Below are 25,985 nucleotides of genomic sequence, written 5' to 3' on the forward strand. Positions count from 1 at the left end.
CCGTAACAGAGGGACAACAGAAAGAGTTAAAAATCATGCTTACCGCAATCAACAACTTTATTACCGGCATTCACAGCTGGATCGAGGCGTTTCATATCATCAGCGTCGTGTGCTGGTTTGCCGCCCTGTTTTACCTGCCGCGCCTATTTGTCTATCACGCCTCGGCTGAAGACGATATCAGCAACGAGCGATTCAAAATAATGGAGCGAAAACTGTACCGGGGTATCGCCAATCCATCGATGATTGCCAGCCTGGTTTTTGGATTGGCGCTATTCAGCACGGCGCCGGACTATTTTCTCAGTTCAGTATGGTTTCATGTAAAAGTGGTGTTGGTAGTGTTACTAATCGGCTATCACCATATGTGCCTGGCTTATCTCAAAAAATTTCGCGATAACAACAACACCAAGAGCCATGTCTTCTTTCGCTGGTTTAACGAAGTACCGGTGATTATGTTAATCGGCATTGTCGTGATGGTGGTGGTGCGGCCGTTTTAGACTTGCAGCGCTCTCCAGGGATTAAGCAGGCATTTGCCTTCAAATATCGATAAGCTTTCTAGCGGATAGAGGTTATCTTTAAAGTCACTATTTATTGTTGGAGAAGCGCTTGTAATAGGAGGCTTCCTCAATAATCATAAGCGTATGAATAGACAGGTTAGCATAACGGCAATCGAACGCAGGTCGCACGAGGCAAACAATACTGGGGACATTCGTGTCGCAGCAAACGATGTACCCTCACGCTTGTTGCTCAGCCAACAAAGCATTTTATCGATAAAAATTGTTTGTCGCTTAATTAAAATGGTGCAACGGCATCGCGCTGCAAGTATTGCAGTCATTAACGGCGATGACAGTTTTCTACCGTTAACTGAAACACTGAATGAACAAATAGTTTCTTTGTTCCAGGTAATGCAAATATTAGCTCACGATCATGGTTTGCTCTCGGTTGAGCAAACCAACTACGCTCAGACTAACTGGCAAGCGATCGCTGCGGACTGGCAACAAGACTCGGTGATCAGCAACTATGAGTTCCACTGCCACCTGATCGACATACTAATACAATTAACTCGCCATACTCTGAAATTTCGGGTGTTGCCAAAGGAGTCACTTCCAGGGTCATTCAACACTGAAGTCGAACTGGCATTGTTTGATGTACTGAAACATATTGAACTCATGGGCAAGCTGCGGGGCCTGGCAACGCACGCTGCCTCATCAAAACACTGCGACAATGACACCCAAACTCGAGTGTCTTTTCTGATTAAGCAGGTTGACACTGAATACCAGCGACTTTATCCGGCATTAAAATCACTGTCCGGGCCATTAGCTGACATACCAACCTTAAATGGCCTGTCTAACTTGAAGGGCAAAATAGAGCGCTTGCTAGAGATTATTCAGCGGCGAATCATTGATGCGCCCAAGATTCGAACCAATGGTTCGCGTATTTATACACTGGCAACTGAAGCTATCGATCTCTATTGGGAAGTCATAGAACGAGCGTTACAGGTCGTCGAAAATCAGATGCTGGACCAACACCTTGCGTTTGATCGATCACATCAGAAATAAAACTCAACTGAAAAAAGCGTCTCACAAGTTTTCCGGTAATATCAAAATTAATATTTAGCACAGGGTCCAACCAATGGCGTCGCTGCAAGATCAACTTCTCAAGGCCGGAATTGTCGACGAGAAAAAAGCCAAGCAAGCTAAAAAAGAAAAGCACAAACAAAACAAGCAGGCACGTAAAGGCCAACCCGTTGTGAGCGAAACTCGACAACTGGCGAAACAAGCCCAGGCTGAACGTTCCGCTCGTGACCGTGAAATAAATCGACAACGCGAAGCTGCCGCAAAGCAAAAAGCCATCGCTGCGCAAATCAAACAGTTAATTGAAGTAAATCGCATCAACCGTCAGGGTGGTGAGACCGCATATCAGTTTACTGATGCTAAAAAAATTAAAAAAATCTATGTATCAGATTTATTGCACCGGCAGTTAAGTCGAGGGCTGATTGCTGTTGTTAAATTGAACGAGCAATACGAGCTGGTGCCCTCAGCCGTTGCCGATAAAATCAAACAACGTGACGAAACTGTGGTGATATTGCAGAATCAGCCCACAAAAGGCGAGCAAGGTACGCTTGATGAACCGGATGAAGATGACTATTACGCGGACTACAAAATCCCGGATGATTTGATGTGGTAGCTTTTGTAAACGCGACTAGAACGAACCAGAAAGCCCGACATAACACCCAAGACAGCCTCTATTGAGTTGCGTCAACTGCGGGCTGGCGATGGCACCAGCTTAGCCGCTCCCTGATTAAAAACTGCTGGACTGCTCCATAAACGCCATTTCCTCCGGTGTGCTCTCTCGCCCCAACGCTTTATTTCGATGCGGATAACGTCCAAACCGGGCAATAACATCGTAATGCCGCTGGGCAAAATCCAGAAACCCCCGAAATGTCTCTTTTTCTTCTTCAGGCACAGCTGACACCAAAGCCCTGTAGTTGGTTATTGAAAGTTGTTGCATCGCCGGGCTCTCAGAATGCTCAAGAGGCATATAGAAAAATACCCGCTCCACCGGTTTCAGCAATAAATCGTCACCACAATCAATGCCATCAAGACACCACTGCAAGGCCTGTGGGTCGGCAGCAAAAGCCTTCGCTTCTCCCCGAAACAGATTGCGCGAAAACTGGTCAACCACAACAATTGCCGCCAGCCTGCCTCGGGCGGACCCAAGCCAGTCGCGGTATCCGCCCTCTGACAGACCATTCACAAAGTGGGCAAACCTGTCTCGTATTTCCTGGTCCACCTCCCTGTGCTTTCCCCACCATAAATCTCCTCGCTGCTGCCAATCGATAGCCGTGTTTTCAATATCACCAAACCAGTAGTCGAGAACAACTTGCCATTCTTTCTGACCCATAACCACTCCAGCCCTTTTTATTGTTATTCACTTTGAGGGTGCACCTCTCTTCACAATTGGTAATAATAGCTTCCCTTTCAGATTTTGTCGGTCCCAATTTAAATGCAACGTTCAGAAGAGCTTTTTCAGCGCGCACAAAACCATATTCCCGGTGGTGTAAATTCACCCGTCAGAGCATTCAAGGCCGTGGGCGGCTCACCGGTTTTTTTCGATAGTGCTCAAGATGCGTACCTTTATGATGCCGACGGTAATCGGTATGTCGATTATGTGCAATCCTGGGGGCCGATGATTCTTGGCCATGGCCACCCCTACGTACTGGATTCGATTCGTGGGCAACTGGAAAAAGGGCTCACCTTTGGTGCGCCAACAGAAATTGAAATTGATCTGGCCGACCGACTCTGCGAATTAGTGCCGGGGCTGGATATGGTGAGAATGGTAAATTCCGGCACTGAAGCGACGATGAGCGCCATTCGGCTGGCCCGAGGATTCACCGGGCGCGACAAAATCATCAAGTTTGAAGGCTGCTATCACGGCCATTCTGACTCACTACTGGTAAAGGCTGGCTCTGGCGCACTCACTCTCGGTGTGCCCAGCTCACCTGGTGTTCCCGCTTCGCTGGCCGATCACACAGTGACGCTCACCTACAATGACAGCGATGCGGTTGTGCAGGCCTTTACCGAAATCGGCGAACAGGTTGCCTGTGTGATTGTCGAGCCTGTCGCAGGCAATATGAGCTGCATTCCGCCACAACCCGGATTTCTGGAGACACTTCGTGAGCAATGTACCAATAATGGCGCCCTGCTAATTTTCGATGAAGTCATGACAGGTTTCAGGGTTGGCCCACAATGCGCCACCGGCCATTTTCATATCGAAGCTGATTTAATCACCCTTGGCAAAGTGATTGGCGGTGGTATGCCTGTTGGCGCTTTCGGTGGCAAGCGCGAGGTAATGAAGCAGATCGCCCCGTTAGGACCCGTCTACCAGGCTGGCACACTATCCGGTAATCCTGTCGCCATGACTGCCGGGCTAACCACGCTGAACCTGATTTCTCAGCCGGATTTTTACGCACCGCTTCTTGAACACACGACAGAACTGATGGCTGGATTGCAGGAGCGCGCAGACACCGCAGGCATTCCCTTCACAACCAACCATATCGGCACCATGTTTGGTATTTTCTTCACTACGGCAAACAGCGTCAGCAATTACCAGCAGGTGATGGCTTGCAATACTGAGCGCTTTGGCCAATTTTTCCACGGCATGTTGAAGGAAGGCGTTTACCTCGCACCCGCTTCCTATGAGGCTGGATTTATGTCTGCAGCGCACACCGATATTGATATCAAATACACACTCGACGCCGCCGCGCGTGTATTCAAAAAACTTTAGGCCGGAAGCATTAGGCACTATGATCATCGTTCATAGGATACCGGCAGACAACATTTGGAGCAGACATGAGCTTTACTGACACTCGAGGTTCATTCCCCCTTACCCGGCTGCGACGCAATCGCAGTGATGAATTTTCCCGCCGCCTGGTGCGGGAAAATCGCCTCACAACAGATGATCTCATCTACCCGGTATTTGTTATTGATGGCGAAAACCAGCGAGAGCCGGTTGCATCAATGCCGGGGGTTGAACGATTATCCGTCGACGTTCTGGTCGAAGAAGCGAAAACCATTGTCGCACTCGGCATTCCGGCCATTGCCCTGTTCCCTGTTACACCGCAGGCAAAAAAATCGCTCACCGCGGAAGAGGCTTTCAATCGCGACGGACTGGCACAGCGAGCCGTTCGCGCACTGAAACGTGCAGTGCCGGAGCTGGGCATTATTACCGATGTGGCGCTGGACCCTTTTACCACCCACGGCCAGGACGGCATTATCGATGACAGTGGTTACGTGCAAAATGATGTCACGATAGAAGCACTGGTGCGTCAGGCATTGAGCCACGCCGAAGCAGGCACAGATATCGTCGCCCCCTCGGACATGATGGATGGTCGCATTGGCGCTATTCGGGACGCCCTGGAAGATGCCGGTTACCCCAATGTCAAAATACTCGCCTATTCTGCCAAGTATGCCTCCAGCTATTACGGGCCTTTTCGTGACGCGGTAGGTTCCGCAGCTAACATTCAGGGTGGCGACAAGAAGAGCTACCAAATGGACCCAGCCAACAGTGACGAAGCACTGCACGAATGCGCGCAGGATCTGGCCGAAGGTGCAGACATGATCATGGTCAAGCCAGGCATGCCTTATCTGGATATTTTGCGGCGTGTCAAAAGTGAACTGCAAGTACCCACGTTTGCCTATCAGGTCAGTGGCGAATACGCTATGCATTGTGCAGCTTTTGAAAACGGCTGGCTGGCGCGAGACAAGGTTATTCTTGAATCACTGCTGGCATTTAAACGAGCCGGTGCAGATGGAATACTGACTTATTTCGCTAAAGAAGCCGCCGAACTGTTGAATCAGTAACTGGCCTCTGCTCTCTGATGAGACTTGATAAGTTCCTGTCCAACGCGACTGATCTTTCCCGCAACGATGTAAAGCGGTTAATTCGCGCGGGGGAAGTCTCCATAAATGACGCCCTTGCAAGCGGTCCGGCAATGCAAGTAACAGACGATGATGAAATCTGCATTGATGGCTCCCCTGTTACCCAGCCCCAGCAACGGTATTTTATGATGAATAAACCCGCTGGCGTGGTATCCGCCAACCGAGATCGCAACCACCCGACCGCCATTGATTTGATTTACGAACACCGGCATCAGGAATTACAGATAGCCGGTCGACTCGACATCGACACCACCGGCCTGCTGCTCATCACCGATGACGGCCAGTGGAATCACCGCATCACATCTCCGCACAGCAGTTGCCCAAAAACCTATCTGGTGGAAGTTGACGAGCCTCTAGCCGAAGGCCTGACAGATAAGTTTGCCGGGGGGATCTGGCTGGAAGGAGAGAAGCGACGCTGCCTGCCGTCAACGCTGGAAATTACCGGCCCAACAACCGCCCGGCTAACCATCAGTGAAGGCAAGTATCATCAGGTAAAGCGTATGTTTGCAGCAATGGGGAACCATGTTACTGCGCTTCATCGTGAGCGTATCGGCAACATTGTGCTGGACGAAGCATTACCCCCTGGCGAGTATCGCCCTCTAACGAAAGAAGAAATTCTGAGCATAGGGCCTTGAACCAACAGGCTTTCCAATTGTTAATATCGAGGCTCGCCAATGAGGGCCACCAGCTGCTCGTTGCCGACGAAAATTTACGCGATATCTCTCTGTCATCAATTCCCACATCAACCACACTACTGACCAATCGTTTCGATCTGTACCAGCAGGCGCAAGACGCAGGCCTCATTTGTCACTTCAATGACTTTCGCTTTGACCTCTTTCAGGAACACAGCTTCGACCGTATTTACTACCGAGTGTCTAAAGAAAAACCCGTGGTTCACCATATTATCAATCAGGCAAAAAAGTACCTGAAACACAAAGGGCAACTGATACTGATCGGCGCCAAGAACGAAGGCATAAAAACCTACATAAAAAATGCTGAACAGTATTTTTCCTGCGCTGCGGGTATTAAAAAAAGTGGGTCGTTTTACTGCGCTACCCTGACCATGGAGAAGGAGGATAGCGTCAAACCTCTCGATGACAAAAACTATGCTGAGCTCCGCATGGAGATCTCTGACGGCAAACTTGAGCTATACAGCAAGCCCGGCATTTTCGGCTGGAATAAAATAGATAAGGGCAGTCAGTTTTTGTGTGAACACCTGGCATCGTTTATCGGCGGGTTTCCGGAAAAACCGCCAACTTTGCTGGACCTTGGCTGTGGCTATGGGTATCTCTCGGCCTACACCCACCAGATAACACCTGATACCCGGATAACGGCAACTGATAACAATGCCGCCGCCATCACCGCATGCGAAAAGAATTTTGCCCTGCTGGGCATTAGCGGGAATGTGGTGGCGGATGATTGTGCCGGAGGAATCAACGAAACTTTTACTGCGGTAATCTGTAACCCACCCTTTCACCAGGGCTTTGCTACCGACGGAAATCTTACCGACCGTTTTATGAACGCCAGCTTCCAGCGGCTAACCGCAGAAGGGAAAGCACTGTTTGTGGTGAATGAATTCGTGCCACTGGAGAAAAAGGCTACCGGAGTGTTCAGAAAAACATCTGTGATTGCAAAAGAAAACGGCTTCAAACTGGTGTTGCTGGAAAAATAAGTGGCCGCACTGCTTTACAGCTTCCAGCACTATTATTTGAGCCAGAAAAAATGGCGTATTGATGCCGAATCATTCAAACAAGCTGACAATTCTGTCGATTTTTTCAATGGCATCAGGGGTTGCAGAAATGATTTTACAGCCCACCCACCAGCCTTCCTCGTGGGACATTTCCCGCACCCATAAACAATCGACGCCCAATTCAAACTGACCAATACCCTGCGTAGTATCACAGGGGTTAAGAACCAGCTGATAAATGTTATCCACTCCCAGAGGGTTATCCGCAGCAATCAGCAACCCTTCACTGTGAATATTAACCAGCCCTCCGAGCTTATCGCCAGTGAGCCTGTTCTCAATCTCGACTCGCACATCAACAGCATGCCGCTCCAGTTGCCTGCGGTTTTGGTCATCAGTCATTATTATTATGCTCCCTGAGCCAGTGCCTGCTGATTCAGATCAGCATAAATGGATTCCAGAGTACGCTCAACCAACGGCTTGGTACTGCCGATAATCATCTGCATTTCACCGCCGATCATGTCCTGAGCAATTTCCTGCCCGGTACGAATTCCCGTGCGTTTGCCGCTCTGATCCACAAACAGGAAGTGCAGACTGTTGGAATTAAACCAGGCCACTTTCTCGCGGCGGCCATCGCGGTATTCAAACCAGGTACCAAACTCCATCAAACGCAGCTTATCAATAATTTGCTGTACCCGCTCATCTTCAACCACTGATGAAGCGGGGTCTTCCAGGCGCCGCTCAGCCAGGCGAACCAGTTTCAGGCGGGTGGCATCCACCGTATCATCCAGCGCCATATTTTTAAGGCGGGCATCATAAACCTTGTCTATGGCTCTTTTCAGCTTGCGGCCCTTGCCTCGATGATAGCCAATTAACTCAAAACCTTTCTCAATAGTGGCTTCTATCCAAGGGTAATGCTGTCGCCAGCGTACCTTATCGCTGTTTTCATCACTCAACTCCAGCCCCCACAGGAGATCTTCAATCAGATTCAGCGCCTGGTGCCAGGACTCTGACTTCTCGCCATAACGCAACAAAACAAACGCCATGTAATCGGACCATGGCTGCAACAGAAACAAGAGAATAGGAGAAGGCAACTCGAGATTTTTAGCTCGCTGCCGAATTTCGGCACTGACCCGCTCCTTAACCTCTCTAAGGCGGTCTTCACCCTGCGCTTTCTCAGTGGCGCGTTTTTCAAGCAGCTCAACGCGTAACTCTATTTTCTGAACGTAGCTGCTGAAATCCATTAACAGTACTGCAAATAATTTTGCTTCGTACTCAAAGTCATCAATAACGCGTTTTACTATCGTTCTGATTTGATGAAAGATCTGATATTCACTGCGCCCGTCGTTACCCACCCAGCGAACACCCGCATCGGCAAGCACATTCAGCAGCTGTCGTGCCGGGTGGTCTTCGTGTTGAAAGAAGTCCGGATCGGCAAACGCGATTTTCAGGTAAGGTGTATGCAGATAACTGAGCATCGCCTTGACGCAATCAGGTAGCTGTTCGTCATTGAGAATGTACTCAAACAGCATACCGACCAGATCGATAGTGGCCATATCGGCACTGCTGACAACGACATCCTTATCACCCACAACGCTCTGCAACTCCGTCTGAAACGTTTCTACGCCTCTTTGAATATCATGCACGGGAATATTTTGAGCGGTTAGCATCAGGTTTTCAGCACTATGGCGGCTCAACTGCTGGAGCTTTTTCGCCGCTTCCATCAACTGTGACGGACTGTAGTTTGGCGCTGCCGGAGCAGTACCCTGACGCAATGCGCTTTGCAATGCGTGAATTTTGCTCACCAGCTTTTCGGAGCTTTCACCCGTCACCGGCGCATCACTGCCACCAATCACGACAGTTTGCCCACCGCCTTTTCCTTCAACCCGGGTACTGGAACCTGTGATTCCTCCGGCAGCAACATCCGAGCCACCAGCACCAGAACCACCAGCACGCGAGCCAACAACACCAGAACCGCCGACACTGCCTGAGGCTTGCTGTTTCTGCCTTGGCGCTGCACCGGTATAACGGTCGCCGGCACTTTTCTTCACCGCAAACCGTATATTCGGCAATACACCCTGCCGCTCAAACTCGGCATTTGCCGCCTCATAGACACGCCCTAGTCGCCGCAGAAACAGCTGATCAAACAACTTGTACAAATACAGTTTGCCTACTGTTGAAAGATCAGCAATTGCCTCCTGCAGTGCTGCACAGTAGTGTACGGGCGCCATTGGTAAATCTTTCAAGGGCACTTTCTGCCCGCCATTGAGCATGGCCATTCTTTGACCCAAAGCCCAGAGCGATGTATTAAATTCATTTTCGGCATGCTGCCGGGCATTCACCAGCGCCACATTCTCTTCAACGTCATCATCAGCCACCAGTTGCATACGCCGGTGATCGATTTCTGATTCATCCGGTTTGAACTGTGGCATAACCCCGGCGGAAAGAGCGTATTGCCGTTCCAGACTGCGCTGAAAAACTCTTGAAACATGACTGCGATTGGCATTCAGTTGCGCACGATCATGCAGCAGCTCAAATCTCTCGCGGCTAGCAGTCGGCTGCTCGACATGCTCCATAATCCGGTCATGAGCAGACAAAAGGAATTCCCGAAAATCCTTTGCTGAAATATCCAGCACAACCCTACTCACCCGGGAAAGAATATCTTCCCGGCGATGCTTGAGCTGAATTGAAGCAGACTGATCACTCATGGTTGTGAAGGTACTCCCCCTGGTTTCAGAATAATAGCCCTGTTTTTCAGAAAGGTTAAGTTTTAGTTTTTGGCCTGTATCTCGACCAGCAGCTCTCTCAGCTTTGCCTGCAACGCGGTATTACCGGACGCAAGCGGTAAACCCTGACGGGCAATTTGCTCAGCCATACCCAACTGCCAGAGGCTGTAATAATTGGATGCAAGCAGTAAATAGACCTCTGCATTGCCACGATCAAGCCGCAAGGCTCGCTCGGCAATCGCGTTGGATCGCTCGAAAATACCTTGCCGGTGTAGCTGCCAGCCTTCCTGCAGCAACCTTTCTACGGCCGATTGGGCCGCACTTGCTTTTGGGCTTTCCGGCTCAATACGCCTTGCCGGAGGGGTCTCTGCCTTCCCGGAGTCGGTCTTTCGCTCGTCCGGGGCTGGGTAACCTGTTGGCGCAGGAACCATTGGCGCACAGGCCCCCAGCAGCAGACTGGCAAAAACAAGACCCAACAGATTTCTCTTCAACACTGATGATTCCTTTTTGTTCAAACGGTTTAGCAACCTGTTTGCAAATACAACGACACGTTTAAATTCTGCCAGCGCAGTCTTTCAACCCCTACCAGCCCAGCTTGCCCTTCAGCCACTCGATTGCCCGCTGCGGAGCCGTTGCAGTACAAGCGCCTTTCCGGGTCGGCTCACTGCCGTCAATAAATGGCAGATAATGGGCACCCTGGCAATAGCGGGAACTTAACAGGCCTTCACTATCAACCCAGTGATACTGGATCGCTTCCGGCTTTTCAAACGCCAGCGACTGATGATTCAAACCCGCCATGATATCGATCCATACCGGTAACGCACCGGTTCCACCCGTTAACGGCATCTTGCCATTATCGTCGCGGCCCAGCCAGACTACATTGAGGTAACTGCCACTAAAGCCGGCAAACCAGCTATCACGCTGATCATTACTGGTGCCCGTTTTGCCGGCCAGCAAAAGCTCTGACGGCAAACGCTGGTAGGCGCTTTTACCGGTTCCCTCTCGCATCACCACCTGCAGTGCATACTGCATTAAATGCATGACTTCCGGTGAAAATACCTGTTGCACCTGGTAGGGGTAGCGTTTCAGAGGCACATTGTCCGCTGTATAAACCGTTCTGATGGCACGCAGCTGCGAATGAAAGCCTCCAGCCGCCAGTGTGTGGTAAAGCTCTGCCACCTGAAAGGGTGACATTGCCATAGCCCCCAGCATCAGCGAGGGCACCTGATTGATTTCGCCCCGGTAACCTAATCGCTCAATCACATCGGCAACAGCGGGAATGCCAACGGTCATCCCCAGCCTTGCAGCTGCCTGATTATAAGATTGTGCCAGTGCCTGATAGAGCATCACCCGACCATGGCTCTCACGGGAAAAATTTCGCGGCCGCCACTCCTCACCATTTTCAGAACGGACCACTACCGGGCTATCGTCAATCGGTGTTGCCAGCGTATAGTTTTTCACATTTTCAAGCGCCGCCAGATAAACCGCAGGCTTAATGGTAGAACCAACCGGTCGATACGCATCCAGCGCCCGGTTAAACCCGGCGTATCCGGCCTGCCTGTCTCCGGCGACGGCAATCACCTCTGCCGTCCCAACTCGCACCACCAAGGACGCCACCTGTAACTGCCCTTTGTCCAACCGATAGTCTCGCTCGATTAACGCCAGCTTGCTGTCGAGGCTCTGCTCGAGATGGCGCTGAACCTGGGGATCAAAATTGGTAAACACTCGCAACCCTTCGCTGCGCAGTGCCTCATCACCATAGTCTTCCAGCAACTGCCTTTTCACCAACGCCATATAGGCGGGGAAATCATTTTTGCGCCGACTGCCCCTTGCAACAATGCCTAATGGCTGTCGTCGAGCCTGCTGAATTTGTTGCTCACTGACGCCTCCTTCTCGTGCCAGTACGTCCAGCACCAGGTTTCTCCTTTGCAGCGCCCGTTCCGGATACCGCCAGGGGTTGTAATAAGAGGCGCCTTTTACCAATGCCACAAGCAACGCTACCTGATGCAACTCAAGCTCCCCAACCGGCTTTTGAAAATAATGTCGACTGGCCATGGCGAACCCGTGAATGGCGCGTTGCCCGGACTGCCCCAGATAGACTTCATTGAGGTAGGTTTCGAGAATTTCATTCTTGTCAAAATGCACTTCAAGCAACACCGCCATCACGGCTTCCAGCAACTTCCTTGACAGTGTGCGTTTTTCATTGAGGTAGAAGTTCTTCACCAGTTGCTGGGTTAGTGTACTGCCACCCTGAACCGTCTTACCCTGCTGAAGATTGGCCTTCATCGCACGGGCTATACCGCGGAATGAAATGCCGAAATGTTGAAAAAAGTTTCGGTCTTCTACGGCTACCAGCGTCTCAACCAGACGCGGAGGCACCTCCCCCAAACGAACCAGTTCCCGATCTTCCTGATGAGAGGGATAAATGCCCCCGATTCTGAGCGGCTCAAGGCGAGCCAGCGAGAGTGAATTGCCAGCACTGTTCAACAGTGTTAACAGCCGCGAACTGTTGAATTGCAAACGCAGCTTCTGCGCAGGTTCGCTCGAATCCCAAAAAGTAAAACCCCGGGTAAAAACATCAACCCGGTTACCCGCTACCGAAACCTGGCCTGGCAATTTGGCATCAACCTTGCGCTCATAACCCAGCTGCCCCAGCTCCCAGAGAAACTGATCCCGACTTAATGCCAAACCGGGATAAAGCTCCATCTCCCGGCTGAAGACATGGGCGGGCAAAGACCACTTCCTGCCCTGAAACTTGTTGTAAACCAGTACATCCAGAGCCACCACCGCAATCAGACCACACAGCAGAAAGCCGACCGCCAGCTTCCAGCGCCAACGGCGCACTTTTGATTCACGAACTCTGGATTTACGTGCTCTGGTTTTTTGAGCAGGCTTCTTTTGACTTTTTTGACTGACCAACGCGGCTCCTCAGGCGACCAACAAACAGACAACCATTCTGCCGGATACACAGCAATTCACACAAATTTGTACCCAATCAACGCGACTTTAACGCTGGCAAAATTATCGAGCACCGCCAACCCGCGTTTACATTACTGTCCGGTAGCGCATAATAGCGCCCTCTCACTCTCAACAGGTATTTTTTGCATGACCCAGTACCACGTCTACGGCATCGGCGCAGCACTTGTCGACACTGAAATTGAAGTCGCCGATCAGGATCTCGCTCAACTGGGCATTGAAAAAGGTTTGATGACACTGGTGGATGAAGCCCGCCAGCATGAGCTGGTCACCCACCTGCGGGATCACCTTGTCGCTTCGCGAAGAGCCTGTGGTGGATCTGCCGCTAACACAATCATAGCCTTGAGTTATTTCGGCGGCAAAGCCTTCTACTCATGCAAAGTTGCCGATGATGACAATGGCCGTTTTTATCTCCAGGATATGGAAAGTGCCGGTGTCAAACACCCGCACACAACAAGTCCGGGTAAAGGCGTCACCGGCAAATGTCTGGTGATGATCACCCCGGATGCCGAGCGAACCATGAATACGTTTCTTGGCACCAGCGAAACTGTCTCTGAAAACGAGATTGATGCTGAGGCCATCGCCTGTTCCGAATATCTCTACATGGAAGGCTACCTGGTCACCTCTCCATCAGGCCGCGCCGCAGCAATTAAGGCCAGGAAAATTGCGCAGGCAAGCAAGGTCAAGGTAGCCATCAGCCTTTCTGACCCCGGCATGGTCACCCACTTTAAAACCGGTTTACAGGAAATGATCGGCGACAGGGTGGACTTGCTATTCTGCAACAGGGCCGAAGCGCTGGAATGGACTGGTGCCAGCCAGGTATTGGAGGCGGCTGAAAAACTGAAAAACGTCTCACACCGTTTTGCCATCACGCTGGGGGCGGAAGGGTCGCTGATCTTTGACGGCGACAATTTGCACCGCGTTGCGGGACACCCGGTCACAGCGATCGACACCAATGGTGCCGGAGATATGTTTGCAGGCGCACTCCTCTACGGGCTGACACATGGGCTTGATTGCACCGACGCCGGAAAACTGGCCAACCTGGCCTCGGCAAAAGTTGTCAGCCAGTTTGGGCCCAGATTGCACCCAGAGCAACACCAAGAATTACTGCTGGCATTCAAAAACCTGCCGGGCTCTTGTTGATCCCCCGCCCATCTACAGGCTGCTAGCTCTAGGTTTTCAGTAAATCGGCAAGCAGGCGTGGCCGGGAAATATGGAAGCCCTGCACAAAATCAACACCTATCTTTTGCAGCATCGCAAGCTGTTTGTCATTTTCCACACATTCAGCAATGGTAGCGATGCCCATGATTTGACCAAGGTGGTTGATGGTACTGACCATCGAATAGTCCACGTCATTGCTCACCATGTTTTTAATAAAACCCCCATCAATTTTCAGGTAATCAACCGGCAACTGCTTAAGATACCCCAGTGACGATAAACCATTGCCGAAATCATCGAGAGCAAAGTGAAAACCTTCATCCTTCATGGCGTGAATCAAGCGAACAGTCCGGTCAAAATGACGAATGGCTGTTGTTTCAGTAATCTCAAACTGAATGCGTTGCGGATCAACCTTTAATTCCCGCATGCGACCAATAACATAGTCTTTCCAGGTTTCATCACTGATAGTGAAGCCGGAGAGGTTAACAGCAAACCGGCACCCGCCGCCTTCTGCCTGATTCTGAACCAGCTGCTGCAGCAGGTGATCAAATACCCATTTGTCGATATCCTCAATCAGGTTGTACCGTTCAGCTGCCGGAATAAAGCTGTTGGGCGGTATACTGTTACCCTGTTTGTCTATCATCCTCACCAACAGCTCGTAGTGCTGTATCTGATCAAGATCGTGACTTGGAACAATCGACTGGCAGCAGAGCTCATAACGGTTTTCTTCAAGTGCATCACTGATTCTGGGAATCCAGGCAACAATAGATTGCCGCTGCATGACCTCTACACTGCGATAGTGGAAGTGAATTCGATTGCGACCGGACTCTTTTGCGAGACGGCACGATGAACCAGCAGCGAGCAATATATCAATTTCCGATGCCGAATCCCGATCAATCACCTTGGCCCCGACACTCACCCCCACTTTCAGTCGCCGCTCTTCCCAAGGGAAACTAAACCCCTTGACCTCCCAAAGCAGATTCTCGGCCAGCTCCCGGGCCTCACTGACCGGACGATCATTGATCAGCAAGGCAAACTCGTCATTGCCAATGCGGGCCACAATGTCTTTCGGTGATACCAGCTTTTCCAGCATACGGGCAAATTGTCGCAGCACTTCATCACCCGCCTTATAACCACTGGTGTCATTGACGATGGAGAAGTTATACAGATCTATATAGAGCAGCGTGTGCGTTGTGTTGTGCAGCTGGGCATGCTCAATGGCATATAGCAGCTCGGCTTCAAGACGTCGCCGGTTAGCCAGCCGCGTAAGTGGGTCATGGGTCGCCTGCCAGTGCAACCGTGAAGACATGTTTCGCACCTCACTGACAGGGTGAATGATCACACCACAGCCAGCGAGAATGTTTCGTTCGTTCTTTACAGGGGTTGCTGTCACCATCACCGGAATCAACTCAGCACCATTACCGCTCAACAGTGCGTGCTCAGGGGTAGAGGTTTCAATGCCCAGGCGCAGGGCCTCAGAGGATGGTAACTCAATCGCTGTTCCCGAGTGATCCGTCAACGCCATCATTTCATTGATCGGCAGACCCGCAGCAGCGATATTGGCGATACCCAACAACTCACAGGCCATAGGGTTGGCATACTGAATCCGGCCCTGCCGGTTAAGCAATAAAACGCCGTCTGCCACATGATCACACACCGCATTAAGCACCCGAAAATTATCCGCCTGAAATAATGGGGGCACTATTGGCGCTTGATCAATCGCCGTTTCGCGACGGCGGAAAGGCAGCGGCGCATAGGCTGCCTCGCTCAACTGAACCAGACAGCTATCGCCATATTCCTGCACGGATAGGGGACAAAAGGAAACCCTGTTTAGTGGCAATGCCCTGCCACCATCAGTAAACGCACGCTCTATCAGGTCAAGCTGCTCCGGATCAAATTGCTGAGACCAGTCAATCTCGCGCCCGTCAACAATGGCCGCATCCACCGCTTTACGGAAATCACTTTCGAGAATGCCAGGAAACAGACCGCTCAACGACTTGCCCTTGGCCTGGGTGGAGGCAACACCGGTCCACTCAGACAACCAGTCACTCCAAAAGCAGATTTTCATAGCTGCATCGACCAGCATGACACCCTGGTCCGAAATGTCGATTCGTTCCAGCGCTGAAGCCTGCAGCTCCCCCGAAAGGGGAAGCAGGCTGTCCAAGCTATTCCGGATATCCATTGTGTATCCCGCTTCCTGTCGAGACGTTCCTTATTTACTCATGATCAAGCAACTCAGGGTCCGTTAACCCTGCTCAACCTCCTTTTCGATCAGCCACAAGGCAGATAACGCAACAACATCTACCCTCGAGATAATAGCTCTCTCAGGTCAATAATAGCCGCATTCGCACGGCTTATGTAAGAAGCCATGACCAGCGAATGGTTGGCCACAAAACCAAAGCCGGTGCCGTTGAGAATGATGGGGCTATATACCGGCTGCTGGGCAGCCTCAAGCTCTCTGATAATTTGCTGAAGACTGACACCGGCATTTTTTTTCGACAGCACCTCGGCAAAATCCACTTCAACGGCTTTAAGAAAATGAATCAACGCCCAGGTACTGCCCCGGGCTTCATAAAAAACATCGTCAATTTCAAGCCAGGGCGTTTTCACCTCCAACTCACCGGCAACAGACGTGGACTGCTTGTTAGCCTGATCACCAGACAAGTCCGTATTCAGACGACGCTGCCCAACACTGGCACTCAACCGCTGAGACAGGCTACCCAAGCGGGTTTCCACCGTGCTCAACCAATACCGCAGGTTATCCGCACGGGCATAAAACTGAGCATCGAATTCCTGATCATCGGACAATCTGCCCAGATACTTTTTCAGATACCTGATGCCATCCCGATACTCGGACTCAGAGGCAGGCACAGCCCAGCTATTACTGTCAAAATTAAAGCGCGGTTCCGCCAAAGCCAAATCTGCATCTTCTGTGGATTGCGACAGCGAGCGGCTGAATGCCTCCCGCATGGCCTTGCTCAGATCCCTAACCTGAATCAGCACGCCGTACTCCCAGGAAGGCAGGTTATCCAGCAACAGTCCGGGCGGGGCAATATCATTGCTGAGGTAGCCGCCCGGCTTGTCCAGCAACACCTCCATGGTGTTGATCAACGTTGCTGTTGTCGTGGCACCCACAACATAACGCGGCGAATACTCTTGACTCTTTGCCACAACATCAAAACGTTCCGGTTCGCTACTCCAGAACCAACCCATGATCAGCACCACAATGACATACAGCGCTAACCCGGCCAGCCCCGCCCTCAACCAGAGGGAGTTTTGATCACCGACATAATCCTCAGCAAGGGTTTCACCTGCCTGCCTTGCCCGACGGGAAAACCATTTACGCAAACCCAGCTTACCCATTAAACATCATCTTCCTTCTAATCACGCTCACAAACCCGCTATCAGCGAAGCACACTGCGCACTTCAGCCTGCACAGTTTGCTCCGGGCAGCCACTAAACAGCAACGTCAGTGAATGGCGGTCACCGTCAACCAGCGACTGTTCAATACCCAGCAACATCAGGTGATAGCCACCGGGCTCGAAAACCACCGTTTCACCCGCTGGCAACGTCAGCCGGTTAACCCGGCGCATCTGCATTAAACCCTTTTGGTGAAAGTGGGCATGAATTTCAGCCTCTCCCGCCACAGCAGACGAAGCGCCAATCAAATCACAATCATCACCAGACTGGTTGGTCAAACGAAAAAATGCCGCCGCAACTTCCTGACCAGGGGGTCCACCACGAATATAGGCATCATCCACCAGCACACCGGCACTCACATGAACGGACGCCAGGGCAACCAGTAATAACAAAAAGCCGACAAATCTATTTTTTTCAAACATGGAAGAACTATAACATGTCTCCTGTTAAACAGGCACAGCCCCTCAAAAGAAACTCGCGGCCAGGGAACTCAACCCGTACAATAGCCCTCAAACAGAGGGTCTCATAGCACCCTCTCAGACGATTAACCCTTTGGCAACGCTTTCGGGAAGGACTGGCAAGTTGTTAAAAAAGCATCATTACAACACTCTGCTCATATTAATCTTCAGCGGGTGTCTCATCGCATTCGATGCTGCCGCCGACAAGGCCTTCTCCTTAAATGCCAACACCTCAAAAGGTTCCAGCACCCTGGAGACCGCACTCCCTCTAACCACGGCACCTGAATTCCTGCCTGTTGAAAAAGCCTACCAACTCGACTCCACAGCAAGCACTGATTCCAAGCGGTTAATTCTGAACTGGCATATTGCTCCGGGGTACTACCTCTACAAACATCGCTTTAAATTTCTCGATACAGAAAATCGACCACTTAGCCCTGCCGTCAGCTATCAGCCAGGCAGCTCCAAGTATGACGACTATTACGAAAAAGAGCTGGAGGTTTTCTATAACAGCACCAAACTGAGCATGCCTCTGGAAGGACTGCCTAATGACTTGCAGGTTGAATCACAAGCCTGCGCCGATGCCGGGCTTTGTTACCCACCACGCCGCCACCAGCTGAAAATAGATCATACCAACCCACAGACCGGTGTCGCTGAAACCGGATTAATTGCAGTCCGCGTTGTTGAAGCAGCCAATGCTGTTCCGCCAGAGTCACAAGATAATGCTCCGCGCAATACCACAAAGACTGAAACCATCACTTCGCTGGGCATCATCTTGCTGTTTGCACTCACTGGTGGCGCCATTCTGAACCTGATGCCTTGTGTATTTCCGGTGCTGTCAATCAAGGCGTTGAGCATGGCAAACTCTGGGCTCAACCAACAGCGCAAACACTTGCACGGACTGACCTACACCCTCGGCGTAGTCAGCGCATTTACCTTTATCGCCGCCCTGCTCATTGCACTCCGCACCGCAGGTTCTGCCATTGGCTGGGGATTTCAGTTGCAGTCCCCGGTTTTTATCGGAGCGCTTGTCTACCTCTTCACTCTGATGGGGTTTAGTTTTTCCGGCTTTTTCGAATTCGGCACCCGCCTGATGAGCATGGGACAATCAGCCACCACGGGGCACAACCTGCCTGCCACCTATATGACCGGGGTGCTGGCAACTGTGGTCGCCAGCCCCTGCACAGCTCCCTTTATGGGGACAGCTTTGGGGTTCGCACTGACTCAATCCACCACAATAGCACTGCTGATATTTATCTTTCTCGGCATCGGAATGGCCTTGCCCTTTTTACTGATATCCTGGTGGCCGGGGCTGGCGAACAGGATGCCTCACCCCGGGCCATGGATGGAAAGCTTCAAACAGTTTTTAGCCTTTCCACTCTACCTGAGCGCGCTCTGGCTGCTGTGGGTGCTGGGCAATCAAACAGATATTGATACTGTTATCGCTCTACTGATTGGTGTGGTATTACTCTCTCTGGCTATCTGGCTGAGCCGACATAATCGGCAAGGCAAGCACCAGTTGATAAGGTCAATACTGTCAATAGCGCTTATCATTACTGCCATCACTCTGCCATTTAACAGCTACCAAACCTACCAGAAAAGCAGCCGCCAACCCGCTATTTGGCAACCCTTCACTCAGCAACGGCTGGACAAATTGCTCGCAGCTGATCAGGCTGTCTTCGTTAACCTGACCGCAGACTGGTGCATCACCTGTCTTGCCAATGAAAAACTTGCCCTTAGTTCTGAAAAGTTCCGGCAGGCACTAACCGAAAAAAACATCATCTACCTGAAAGGCGACTGGACCAACTACAACCCTGAAATTACCGCCCTGCTAAATCGCAATGGTCGCAACAGTGTTCCGTTATACCTCTTCTACGCAAAAGGCGTGTCGCAACCATCCATCTTGCCTCAACTGCTCACCGAAAATATTGTGCTCGACGCCATTGACAAAACAGAATAAATCCTCTCTAAAAGAATGACGTAAAACCGGAACTTATAGGGTAAATTGCGGCGAACAGTGGCAAAAATCCTTGAAATGACAATTATTGGACAACCTGCTCGTTTTGGTGCAGACTTCACACTATTCGATCATCTGGCATAAAACTGGAACAATCTACAGGCTTTTCTATGGCAACCATTCTGGTGCTACACGGCCCCAACCTGAATCTGCTGGGCACCCGTGAACCCGAGGTATACGGCAACACCACCCTTGATGATATCAATCAGCAACTCACCGCCACCTGCGTCGCAAATGGCCACCACCTGCTGGCCTTGCAAAGCAACGCTGAATACGAACTGGTGGAGCGCATACAAGACGCCCGCAAGGAAGGGGTCAACTTCATTATCATTAACCCCGCCGCCTTTACCCACACCAGCGTTGCTCTGCGAGATGCGCTGCTGGCAGTAGAGATACCGTTTATTGAAGTGCACCTGTCAAACGTGCACACCCGAGAGGAATTCCGTCGCCACTCCTACTTCTCGGATGTCGCCAAAGGCGTGATCTGCGGATTTGGCGCCAATAGTTACCATCTGGCACTGCAAGCAGCGCTGGATGAATTATCCTGAACTTGCGTTTTTATTATTGAGGTCAATCGCATGGACATTAGAAAAATCAAAAAACTGATCGAACTCCTTGAAGAGTCCGACATTGGAGAGCTGGAAATCAAAGAAGGCGAAGAGTCTGTTCGAATCAGCCGAAACAGCCCGACAGTGGTGGCCGTGCCTCAGGCAGCCGCCCCGGTCCCGGCTCCGGCAGCACCAGCTGCCTCACCAGCCGATGCCGAGCCTGCGGCCCCGGAAGTTTCCGGCCACACCATCAAATCCCCCATGGTAGGCACTTTTTACAGGTCTCCTGCCCCTGATGCTCCGGCCTTTGTTGAAGTAGGGCAAACCGTTAATGCCGGAGACGTGATCTGTATTGTTGAAGCCATGAAAATGATGAACCAGATTGAGGCCGACAAATCTGGCACAGTCAGCGCTATCCTCGTTGAAGACGGTGAACCGGTAGAGTTCGATCAACCCATGATAACCATCGCCTGACGCTGACTAACGGGAGCATTTACCATGCTGAATAAAGTGCTGATCGCCAATCGCGGCGAAATCGCGCTGCGCATACTGCGGGCCTGTAAAGAGCTTGGCATTAAAACAGTCGCGGTTCATTCCAAGATCGACGCAGACCTTAAACATGTAAAACTGGCCGACGAATCCATCTGTATTGGCCCAAATCCTTCGTCAGAAAGCTATCTGAATGTCCCCGCCATTATCAGTGCAATGGAGATCACTGACTCGGATGCCGTGCACCCCGGTTACGGATTTCTGGCCGAAAATGCCGATTTTGCCGAGCGAGTGGAAGAAAGCGGCTTCACCTTTATTGGGCCAACCGCTGATGTCATCCGCCTGATGGGAGACAAGGTTTCAGCCATTGAAGCCATGCGCCAATCCGGAGTGCCAACGGTACCCGGCTCGGACGGACCAATTGATGGCGATGACGCCCGCACAAAAAAAATTGCCAAACAAATTGGCTACCCGGTAATCATCAAAGCATCCGCCGGTGGCGGTGGTCGCGGCATGAGGGTGGTGCATACAGAAGGCTCTCTGCTCAACTCCATCCAGGTCACTAAAACCGAAGCCAGGACAGCCTTTGGTGATGATACGGTCTACATGGAAAAGTTTCTACAAAACCCTCGCCACGTGGAAGTGCAGGTACTTTCAGACGGCCAGGGCAATGCCATCCATCTGGGCGACCGGGACTGCTCATTGCAACGCCGTCACCAAAAAGTTCTGGAAGAAGCCCCGGCCCCCGGTATTCCGGAAGACGCTCGCAATGAAGTGCTCTCGGCCTGTGTACGTGCATGCATCGAAATGGGCTACCGCGGTGCCGGCACTTTTGAATTTCTCTACGAAGACGGGGGTTTTTACTTTATCGAAATGAATACCCGTATTCAGGTAGAGCACCCCGTCAGCGAAATGATCACGGGCGTTGATATTGTCAAACAGCAACTGTTGATAGCTGGCGGCGAGAAACTCAAACTGAAACAGGAAGATATTATTTTCCGAGGTCATTCCTTTGAGTGCCGAATCAATGCAGAAGACCCGGAAACATTTCTGCCTTCTCCAGGCAGAATCACGGGCTTTCACCAACCCGGAGGCAATGGCGTGCGGGTTGATTCGCATATCTATGACGGCTATCTGGTGCCACCCACATATGATTCACTGATCGGCAAAATCATTACTTATGGCATTGACCGCGACGCAGCACTGTCGCGCATGAACAATGCGCTGGATGAACTGATCATTGACGGCATCAAGACCAATATCAAACTGCAACGGCGGCTGGTGAATGACTCCGAATTCCGTAAGGGCGGCGTCAACATCCACTACCTGGAGAAAAAACTGGGAATGAAGTAAACGCTCCCAGCCTGCGAACGACGCCCTGCCTGACATCAGGGCGTTTTTGTTTCACCACACAACCAACCACCTGAACAAAGAGCCTGAACCATGCCCTGGCTGCAACTTCGCACCACCTCCCGATTACGGCCGCCTACCGAGGTTGAAAATGCCCTGCTCGACGCAGGCGCTCTTTCCGTCACCCTGGAAGATAACGCCAACCAACCGTTACTGGAGCCGATGCCCGGCGAGACACCTCTCTGGGATAATGTTCGCGTCACCGGCTTATTTGAAGCAAGCATTGACACGGCCGCCATCAGCAAGCGTCTTGAAAACCAGCTGAAAATATTGCCCTCCGACCTCCACTGGGAGATTCTTGAAGACAAAGACTGGGAGCGCGAATGGATGGTGCGTTACCAGCCCATCAACTGTGGTAAACAGCTCTGGATCTGCCCCAGCTGGCTTCAACCACCAGAGCCGGATGCCATCAATCTGCTGCTGGACCCCGGAATGGCATTTGGCACCGGCACACACCCCACCACACTTCTGTGTCTGCAATGGCTTGACAGCCTGAACCTGTCCGACACGGAAATCATCGATTACGGCTGCGGCTCCGGTATTCTGGCAATAGCATCATTACTACTCGGCGCTGAAACAGCCACCTGTATTGATATCGACCCCCTGGCCCTCGCCGTTACCACTGAAAACGCGAGGCGCAACAACATTGAAGATCACCGCATTAAAGTCGGCCTACCGGATGCCTCCATCTGGAAACCTGCGGACATTGTTATCGCCAACATTTTGGCCGGTCCCCTCACAGCACTTGCGCCTCTGCTGGCATCGTTGACAAACTCCACCGGCAAACTGTGCCTCTCTGGGGTAATGGACACCCAGGCTGACGAGGTGATGAGCAGTTACCAGCCCTGGTTTGATTTTGATCCGATCGCCCACAACGAGCAATGGGTTCGCCTGACGGCAAGCAAACGCTAGTGTCAAGCTGCCTCTCATCGCTATAGAATAGGCCATCAATCTCATGGATGTGTTGCACCGATGGCCGACATGATCACTCGATGCCCAGGCTGTTCTGTTGCCTTTCGCGCTTCGCCAGCCCACCTGCAGGCTGCCAATGGCCTGGTGAGGTGTGGTGCCTGCTTGAATGTGTTTAACGCTCGCGAGCATGAGCTTCGCGATGAGCAGAATGCAAATACGCAACAGCATACACACACTGAAAATGACCTGTTGATACATGACAGCATGGACCCAGAGACGCTGGGTCAGGCGCCTCTGCCGGAAACCGAAGAAACCGAAGAAACCGAAGAAACCGAAGAAACCGAAGAAACCGAAGAAACCGAAGAAACCGAAGAAACCGAAGAAACCGAAGAAACCGAAGAAACCGAAGAAACCGAAGAAACCGAAATCAGTATAAACGTATACCGTCTCGAAGACGAAGACGAAGACGAAGACGAAGACGAAGACGAAGACGAAGACGAAGACGAAGACGAAGACGAAGACGAAGACGAAGACGAAGACGAAGACGAAGACGAAGACGAAGACGAAGACGAAGACGAAGACGAAGACGAAGACGAAGACGAAGACGAAGACGAAGACGAAGACGAAGACGAAGACGAAGACGAAGACGAAGACGAAGACGAAGACGAAGACGAAGACGAAGACGAAGACGAAGACGAAGACGAAGACGAAGACGAAGACGAAATCAGTATGCGCTCGGGGGATCTTTTTAAGTCAAGCCCCGAAACGCCATTTATTGATCTTTTTCAGGTTGACCCAGACCCCGATACAGCCTCTGATGCGCCCGAAACACTCGCTGTAACGACAACCTATGAGCAGGAAAACCCTTTCCAGCCAGCTACCGAACCGCCAAAGAAAAAAACGTGGCACTGGTGGCTGTTTAGCCTGGTAGCAACGATTATTCTAGGTACACAATACCTACACTTTCAAGCTGCCAGCCTGGCATCGCACCCGCAGCTCACGCCCTATATGGAGAGGTTCTGTTCTCTAAGCGGATGCGAAATCCCACGGCAAATTGATATTTCAAAAATTCGCAGCACCGAGCTTGTGATCCACGCGGCCCCACAATCACCTGGCGTCCTGATTGCCAATGCCGTTATCGTTAATCAGGCAAACTTTGACCAGCCATTCCCGAACCTGCTACTGGTTTTTGAAGACTTGCAGGGCAACCCTGTTGCACGACGCAGCTTTAAACCGGAAGAATATCTGTATGGCGAATTAACCGGTGCCGTCATCATGCCAAGAAATCAACCGGTCAAATTGGAATTGCAACTGCTGGATCCCGGCCCGGAGGCTATTAATTACTCACTCTATATCGACGAGTAATCCTCCAGAAGGTATCATAACGCCCCTTCCCCGCAACCAGATATGACGAGTTCGAGGCTAACCCTTGCTCCAGATCGGCCCCTATTCAATTGGCAACCCAACTGTTCTGGCCCCGATGGCCGGTGTTACGGATCTGCCATTTCGGGAATTGTGTCGAAAACTGGGAGCAGGTATGACTGTGTCAGAGATGGTCACAGCCGATTCCCGGCTCTGGAACAGCCGCAAGAGCAGCCAGCGACTTCGACATGATGACGAGGCGACACCCCGCTCAGTGCAAATTGTCGGTAACAACCCCGCAATCATGGCTGACGCCGCGCAAAAAACAGTTGCGCTCGGCGCTGAAATCATTGATATCAATATGGGCTGCCCCGCAAAAAAAGTTTGCAAACAAGCCGCCGGTTCAGCCCTGCTAAAAAATGAAAAGCTGGTCAGCCATATTCTCTGCGCTGTCGTCGAAGCAGTGGATGTTCCCGTCACATTAAAAATTCGCACCGGCTGGAGCCCCGAACATCGCAATGCCACCACCATTGGCAGAATTGCCGAGGATGCAGGTATTGCCGCACTGGCTGTCCACGGACGCACCCGTTCTTGCCGGTTTCATGGTACAGCGGAATACGACACCATTGCCGAAGTCGTAGATACTGTCAACATACCGGTTATCGCCAACGGCGATATTACCAGCCCGCAACAGGCCCGCCAGATTTTAAAGCACACGGGTGCCAGCGCCGTTATGCTTGGCCGTGGAGCACAGGGCAACCCCTGGTTATTCCGCGAAATTAACCACCACCTGTCTTCCGGTAATATCCTGCCACCACCGGACCAACAGGAAGTTGCCGAAACAATGATCCAGCACCTTTGCCAACTGCACCATTTTTATGGCGATATTCTCGGACCACGCATCGCCCGCAAGCATGTCGGCTGGTATGTGGCGCACTGGGGATACGGTGAAGACTTTCGTCGCAGTTTTAACCAATTGGCCACCGCAGAGCAACAATTACAGCAGCTACAGCTGTTTTTCAGACAGCGTACCACTATAGATTCCGACTTATTCAGCAGCAACTTTCGAGGGCAAGCCGCATGAGCGCCATGGATACCTTTACTCTTGCCGAACCGGCCTCCAAACAAATGGAGCCGGATCAGCACCAACACGAATCACTTCGCAAATGTGTCGAACACGCACTGCAAGCCTATTTTGACGATCTGGACGGCCAACCCGCCAACGACCTCTACAACCTCGTTCTCAGCGAAGTCGAAGCTCCGCTACTGGAAGCCGTAATGAACTATACCCGCAACAATCAGAGCAAAACTGCCGAGATGCTGGGACTCAACCGCGGCACTTTGCGCAAAAAACTCAAACAGTACGATCTTCTGTAACTTCCATCAACCG

General features: G+C 51.5%; 24 protein-coding genes. 16 read left to right on the plus strand and 8 right to left on the minus strand.

The genetic code is table 11. The features are described from left to right. Positions 1 to 35: 35 nt before the first annotated feature. From hemJ to H7A02_11115, 3 genes are all read left to right on the plus strand, one after another. On the plus strand, positions 36 to 494 hold the full coding sequence (gene hemJ, locus H7A02_11105; GenBank protein MCP5172797.1) for a protoporphyrinogen oxidase HemJ: 459 nt from the start codon (positions 36 to 38) through the stop codon (positions 492 to 494). 408 nt (positions 495 to 902) lie between these two features. Further along, positions 903 to 1,556 (plus strand): hypothetical protein, encoded by a 654-nt coding sequence (locus H7A02_11110; protein MCP5172798.1) that lies wholly within the window; start codon positions 903 to 905, stop codon positions 1,554 to 1,556. Between the two features lie 73 nt (positions 1,557 to 1,629). Further along, on the plus strand, positions 1,630 to 2,184 hold the full coding sequence (locus H7A02_11115) for a DUF2058 domain-containing protein (protein ID MCP5172799.1): 555 nt from the start codon (positions 1,630 to 1,632) through the stop codon (positions 2,182 to 2,184). A 114-nt stretch (positions 2,185 to 2,298) separates the two neighbouring features. On the opposite strand, the gene H7A02_11120 is transcribed toward H7A02_11115, so the two are convergent. Beyond that, positions 2,299 to 2,901, minus strand: coding sequence for a DUF924 domain-containing protein (locus tag H7A02_11120; GenBank protein ID MCP5172800.1), 603 nt, complete (start codon positions 2,899 to 2,901; stop codon positions 2,299 to 2,301). Positions 2,902 to 3,003: 102 nt separating this feature from the next. Between H7A02_11120 and hemL the strand changes: the two genes are divergently transcribed. The 4 genes from hemL (at position 3,004) to H7A02_11140 (ending at position 7,110) form a co-directional block, all read left to right on the plus strand. Continuing rightward, a complete protein-coding gene (hemL, locus tag H7A02_11125) occupies positions 3,004 to 4,284 on the plus strand; it encodes a glutamate-1-semialdehyde 2,1-aminomutase (protein MCP5172801.1) in 1,281 nt (426 codons plus the stop codon). A gap of 65 nt (positions 4,285 to 4,349) precedes the next feature. Beyond that, complete coding sequence (gene hemB / locus H7A02_11130; protein ID MCP5172802.1) at positions 4,350 to 5,360, plus strand: porphobilinogen synthase; 1,011 nt, start codon at positions 4,350 to 4,352, stop codon at positions 5,358 to 5,360. Positions 5,361 to 5,377: 17 nt separating this feature from the next. Beyond that, positions 5,378 to 6,073 carry a 16S rRNA pseudouridine(516) synthase RsuA gene (gene rsuA, locus H7A02_11135; protein ID MCP5172803.1) on the plus strand — a complete coding sequence of 232 codons (696 nt, stop codon included), beginning with the start codon at positions 5,378 to 5,380 and terminating at the stop codon, positions 6,071 to 6,073. A 17-nt stretch (positions 6,074 to 6,090) separates the two neighbouring features. Then, a complete protein-coding gene (locus tag H7A02_11140) occupies positions 6,091 to 7,110 on the plus strand; it encodes a class I SAM-dependent methyltransferase (protein ID MCP5172804.1) in 1,020 nt (339 codons plus the stop codon). A 69-nt stretch (positions 7,111 to 7,179) separates the two neighbouring features. On the opposite strand, the gene H7A02_11145 is transcribed toward H7A02_11140, so the two are convergent. The 4 genes from H7A02_11145 to mrcB all read right to left on the minus strand — a co-directional run bounded on the left by H7A02_11145 (position 7,180) and on the right by mrcB (position 12,767). Then, positions 7,180 to 7,524 carry a PilZ domain-containing protein gene (locus H7A02_11145; GenBank protein MCP5172805.1) on the minus strand — a complete coding sequence of 115 codons (345 nt, stop codon included), beginning with the start codon at positions 7,522 to 7,524 and terminating at the stop codon, positions 7,180 to 7,182. Between the two features lie 5 nt (positions 7,525 to 7,529). Next, entirely contained in the window at positions 7,530 to 9,830 is a 2,301-nt protein-coding gene (locus tag H7A02_11150; GenBank protein MCP5172806.1) for a DUF1631 family protein, read from the minus strand. Positions 9,831 to 9,892: 62 nt separating this feature from the next. Further along, the gene (locus H7A02_11155) at positions 9,893 to 10,342 is read right to left on the minus strand and encodes a hypothetical protein (protein MCP5172807.1); all 450 of its coding nucleotides are present in this window, start codon (positions 10,340 to 10,342) and stop codon (positions 9,893 to 9,895) included. Positions 10,343 to 10,430: 88 nt separating this feature from the next. Beyond that, a complete protein-coding gene (mrcB, locus tag H7A02_11160; protein MCP5172808.1) occupies positions 10,431 to 12,767 on the minus strand; it encodes a penicillin-binding protein 1B in 2,337 nt (778 codons plus the stop codon). 186 nt (positions 12,768 to 12,953) lie between these two features. Here mrcB and H7A02_11165 point away from each other — a divergent pair, with 186 nt between their 5' ends. Further along, on the plus strand, positions 12,954 to 13,967 hold the full coding sequence (locus tag H7A02_11165; protein ID MCP5172809.1) for an adenosine kinase: 1,014 nt from the start codon (positions 12,954 to 12,956) through the stop codon (positions 13,965 to 13,967). 28 nt (positions 13,968 to 13,995) lie between these two features. Here H7A02_11165 and H7A02_11170 read toward each other — a convergent pair whose 3' ends face one another. From H7A02_11170 to H7A02_11180, 3 genes are all read right to left on the minus strand, one after another. Then, on the minus strand, positions 13,996 to 16,164 hold the full coding sequence (locus H7A02_11170; protein MCP5172810.1) for an EAL domain-containing protein: 2,169 nt from the start codon (positions 16,162 to 16,164) through the stop codon (positions 13,996 to 13,998). 119 nt (positions 16,165 to 16,283) lie between these two features. Next, positions 16,284 to 17,345 (minus strand): DUF2333 family protein, encoded by a 1,062-nt coding sequence (locus tag H7A02_11175; protein ID MCP5172811.1) that lies wholly within the window; start codon positions 17,343 to 17,345, stop codon positions 16,284 to 16,286. 41 nt (positions 17,346 to 17,386) lie between these two features. After that, positions 17,387 to 17,824, minus strand: coding sequence for a copper chaperone PCu(A)C (locus H7A02_11180; protein ID MCP5172812.1), 438 nt, complete (start codon positions 17,822 to 17,824; stop codon positions 17,387 to 17,389). A 160-nt stretch (positions 17,825 to 17,984) separates the two neighbouring features. Between H7A02_11180 and H7A02_11185 the strand changes: the two genes are divergently transcribed. The 8 genes from H7A02_11185 to fis all read left to right on the plus strand — a co-directional run bounded on the left by H7A02_11185 (position 17,985) and on the right by fis (position 25,972). Beyond that, a complete protein-coding gene (locus tag H7A02_11185) occupies positions 17,985 to 19,817 on the plus strand; it encodes a protein-disulfide reductase DsbD (protein MCP5172813.1) in 1,833 nt (610 codons plus the stop codon). A gap of 167 nt (positions 19,818 to 19,984) precedes the next feature. After that, positions 19,985 to 20,422: a type II 3-dehydroquinate dehydratase gene (gene aroQ, locus H7A02_11190; GenBank protein MCP5172814.1), complete on the plus strand. Its 438-nt coding sequence runs from the start codon at positions 19,985 to 19,987 to the stop codon at positions 20,420 to 20,422. Positions 20,423 to 20,452: 30 nt separating this feature from the next. Further along, the gene (locus tag H7A02_11195; protein MCP5172815.1) at positions 20,453 to 20,896 is read left to right on the plus strand and encodes an acetyl-CoA carboxylase biotin carboxyl carrier protein; all 444 of its coding nucleotides are present in this window, start codon (positions 20,453 to 20,455) and stop codon (positions 20,894 to 20,896) included. Positions 20,897 to 20,920: 24 nt separating this feature from the next. Continuing rightward, positions 20,921 to 22,264, plus strand: coding sequence for an acetyl-CoA carboxylase biotin carboxylase subunit (gene accC / locus H7A02_11200; protein ID MCP5172816.1), 1,344 nt, complete (start codon positions 20,921 to 20,923; stop codon positions 22,262 to 22,264). A 90-nt stretch (positions 22,265 to 22,354) separates the two neighbouring features. After that, positions 22,355 to 23,233 carry a 50S ribosomal protein L11 methyltransferase gene (gene prmA, locus H7A02_11205; GenBank protein MCP5172817.1) on the plus strand — a complete coding sequence of 293 codons (879 nt, stop codon included), beginning with the start codon at positions 22,355 to 22,357 and terminating at the stop codon, positions 23,231 to 23,233. Positions 23,234 to 23,293: 60 nt separating this feature from the next. Continuing rightward, positions 23,294 to 24,598 (plus strand): DUF3426 domain-containing protein, encoded by a 1,305-nt coding sequence (locus H7A02_11210; GenBank protein MCP5172818.1) that lies wholly within the window; start codon positions 23,294 to 23,296, stop codon positions 24,596 to 24,598. A gap of 64 nt (positions 24,599 to 24,662) precedes the next feature. Next, on the plus strand, positions 24,663 to 25,679 hold the full coding sequence (gene dusB, locus H7A02_11215; GenBank protein MCP5172819.1) for a tRNA dihydrouridine synthase DusB: 1,017 nt from the start codon (positions 24,663 to 24,665) through the stop codon (positions 25,677 to 25,679). Next, entirely contained in the window at positions 25,676 to 25,972 is a 297-nt protein-coding gene (fis, locus tag H7A02_11220; protein ID MCP5172820.1) for a DNA-binding transcriptional regulator Fis, read from the plus strand. The genes dusB and fis overlap by 4 nt, the downstream gene beginning before the upstream one ends. The last annotated feature ends 13 nt before the right edge of the window (positions 25,973 to 25,985 follow it).

The sequence above is a fragment of the Pseudomonadales bacterium genome, assembly GCA_024234435.1.
In the GTDB taxonomy this organism is placed as follows: Bacteria; Pseudomonadota; Gammaproteobacteria; order Pseudomonadales; family Porticoccaceae; genus JACKOF01.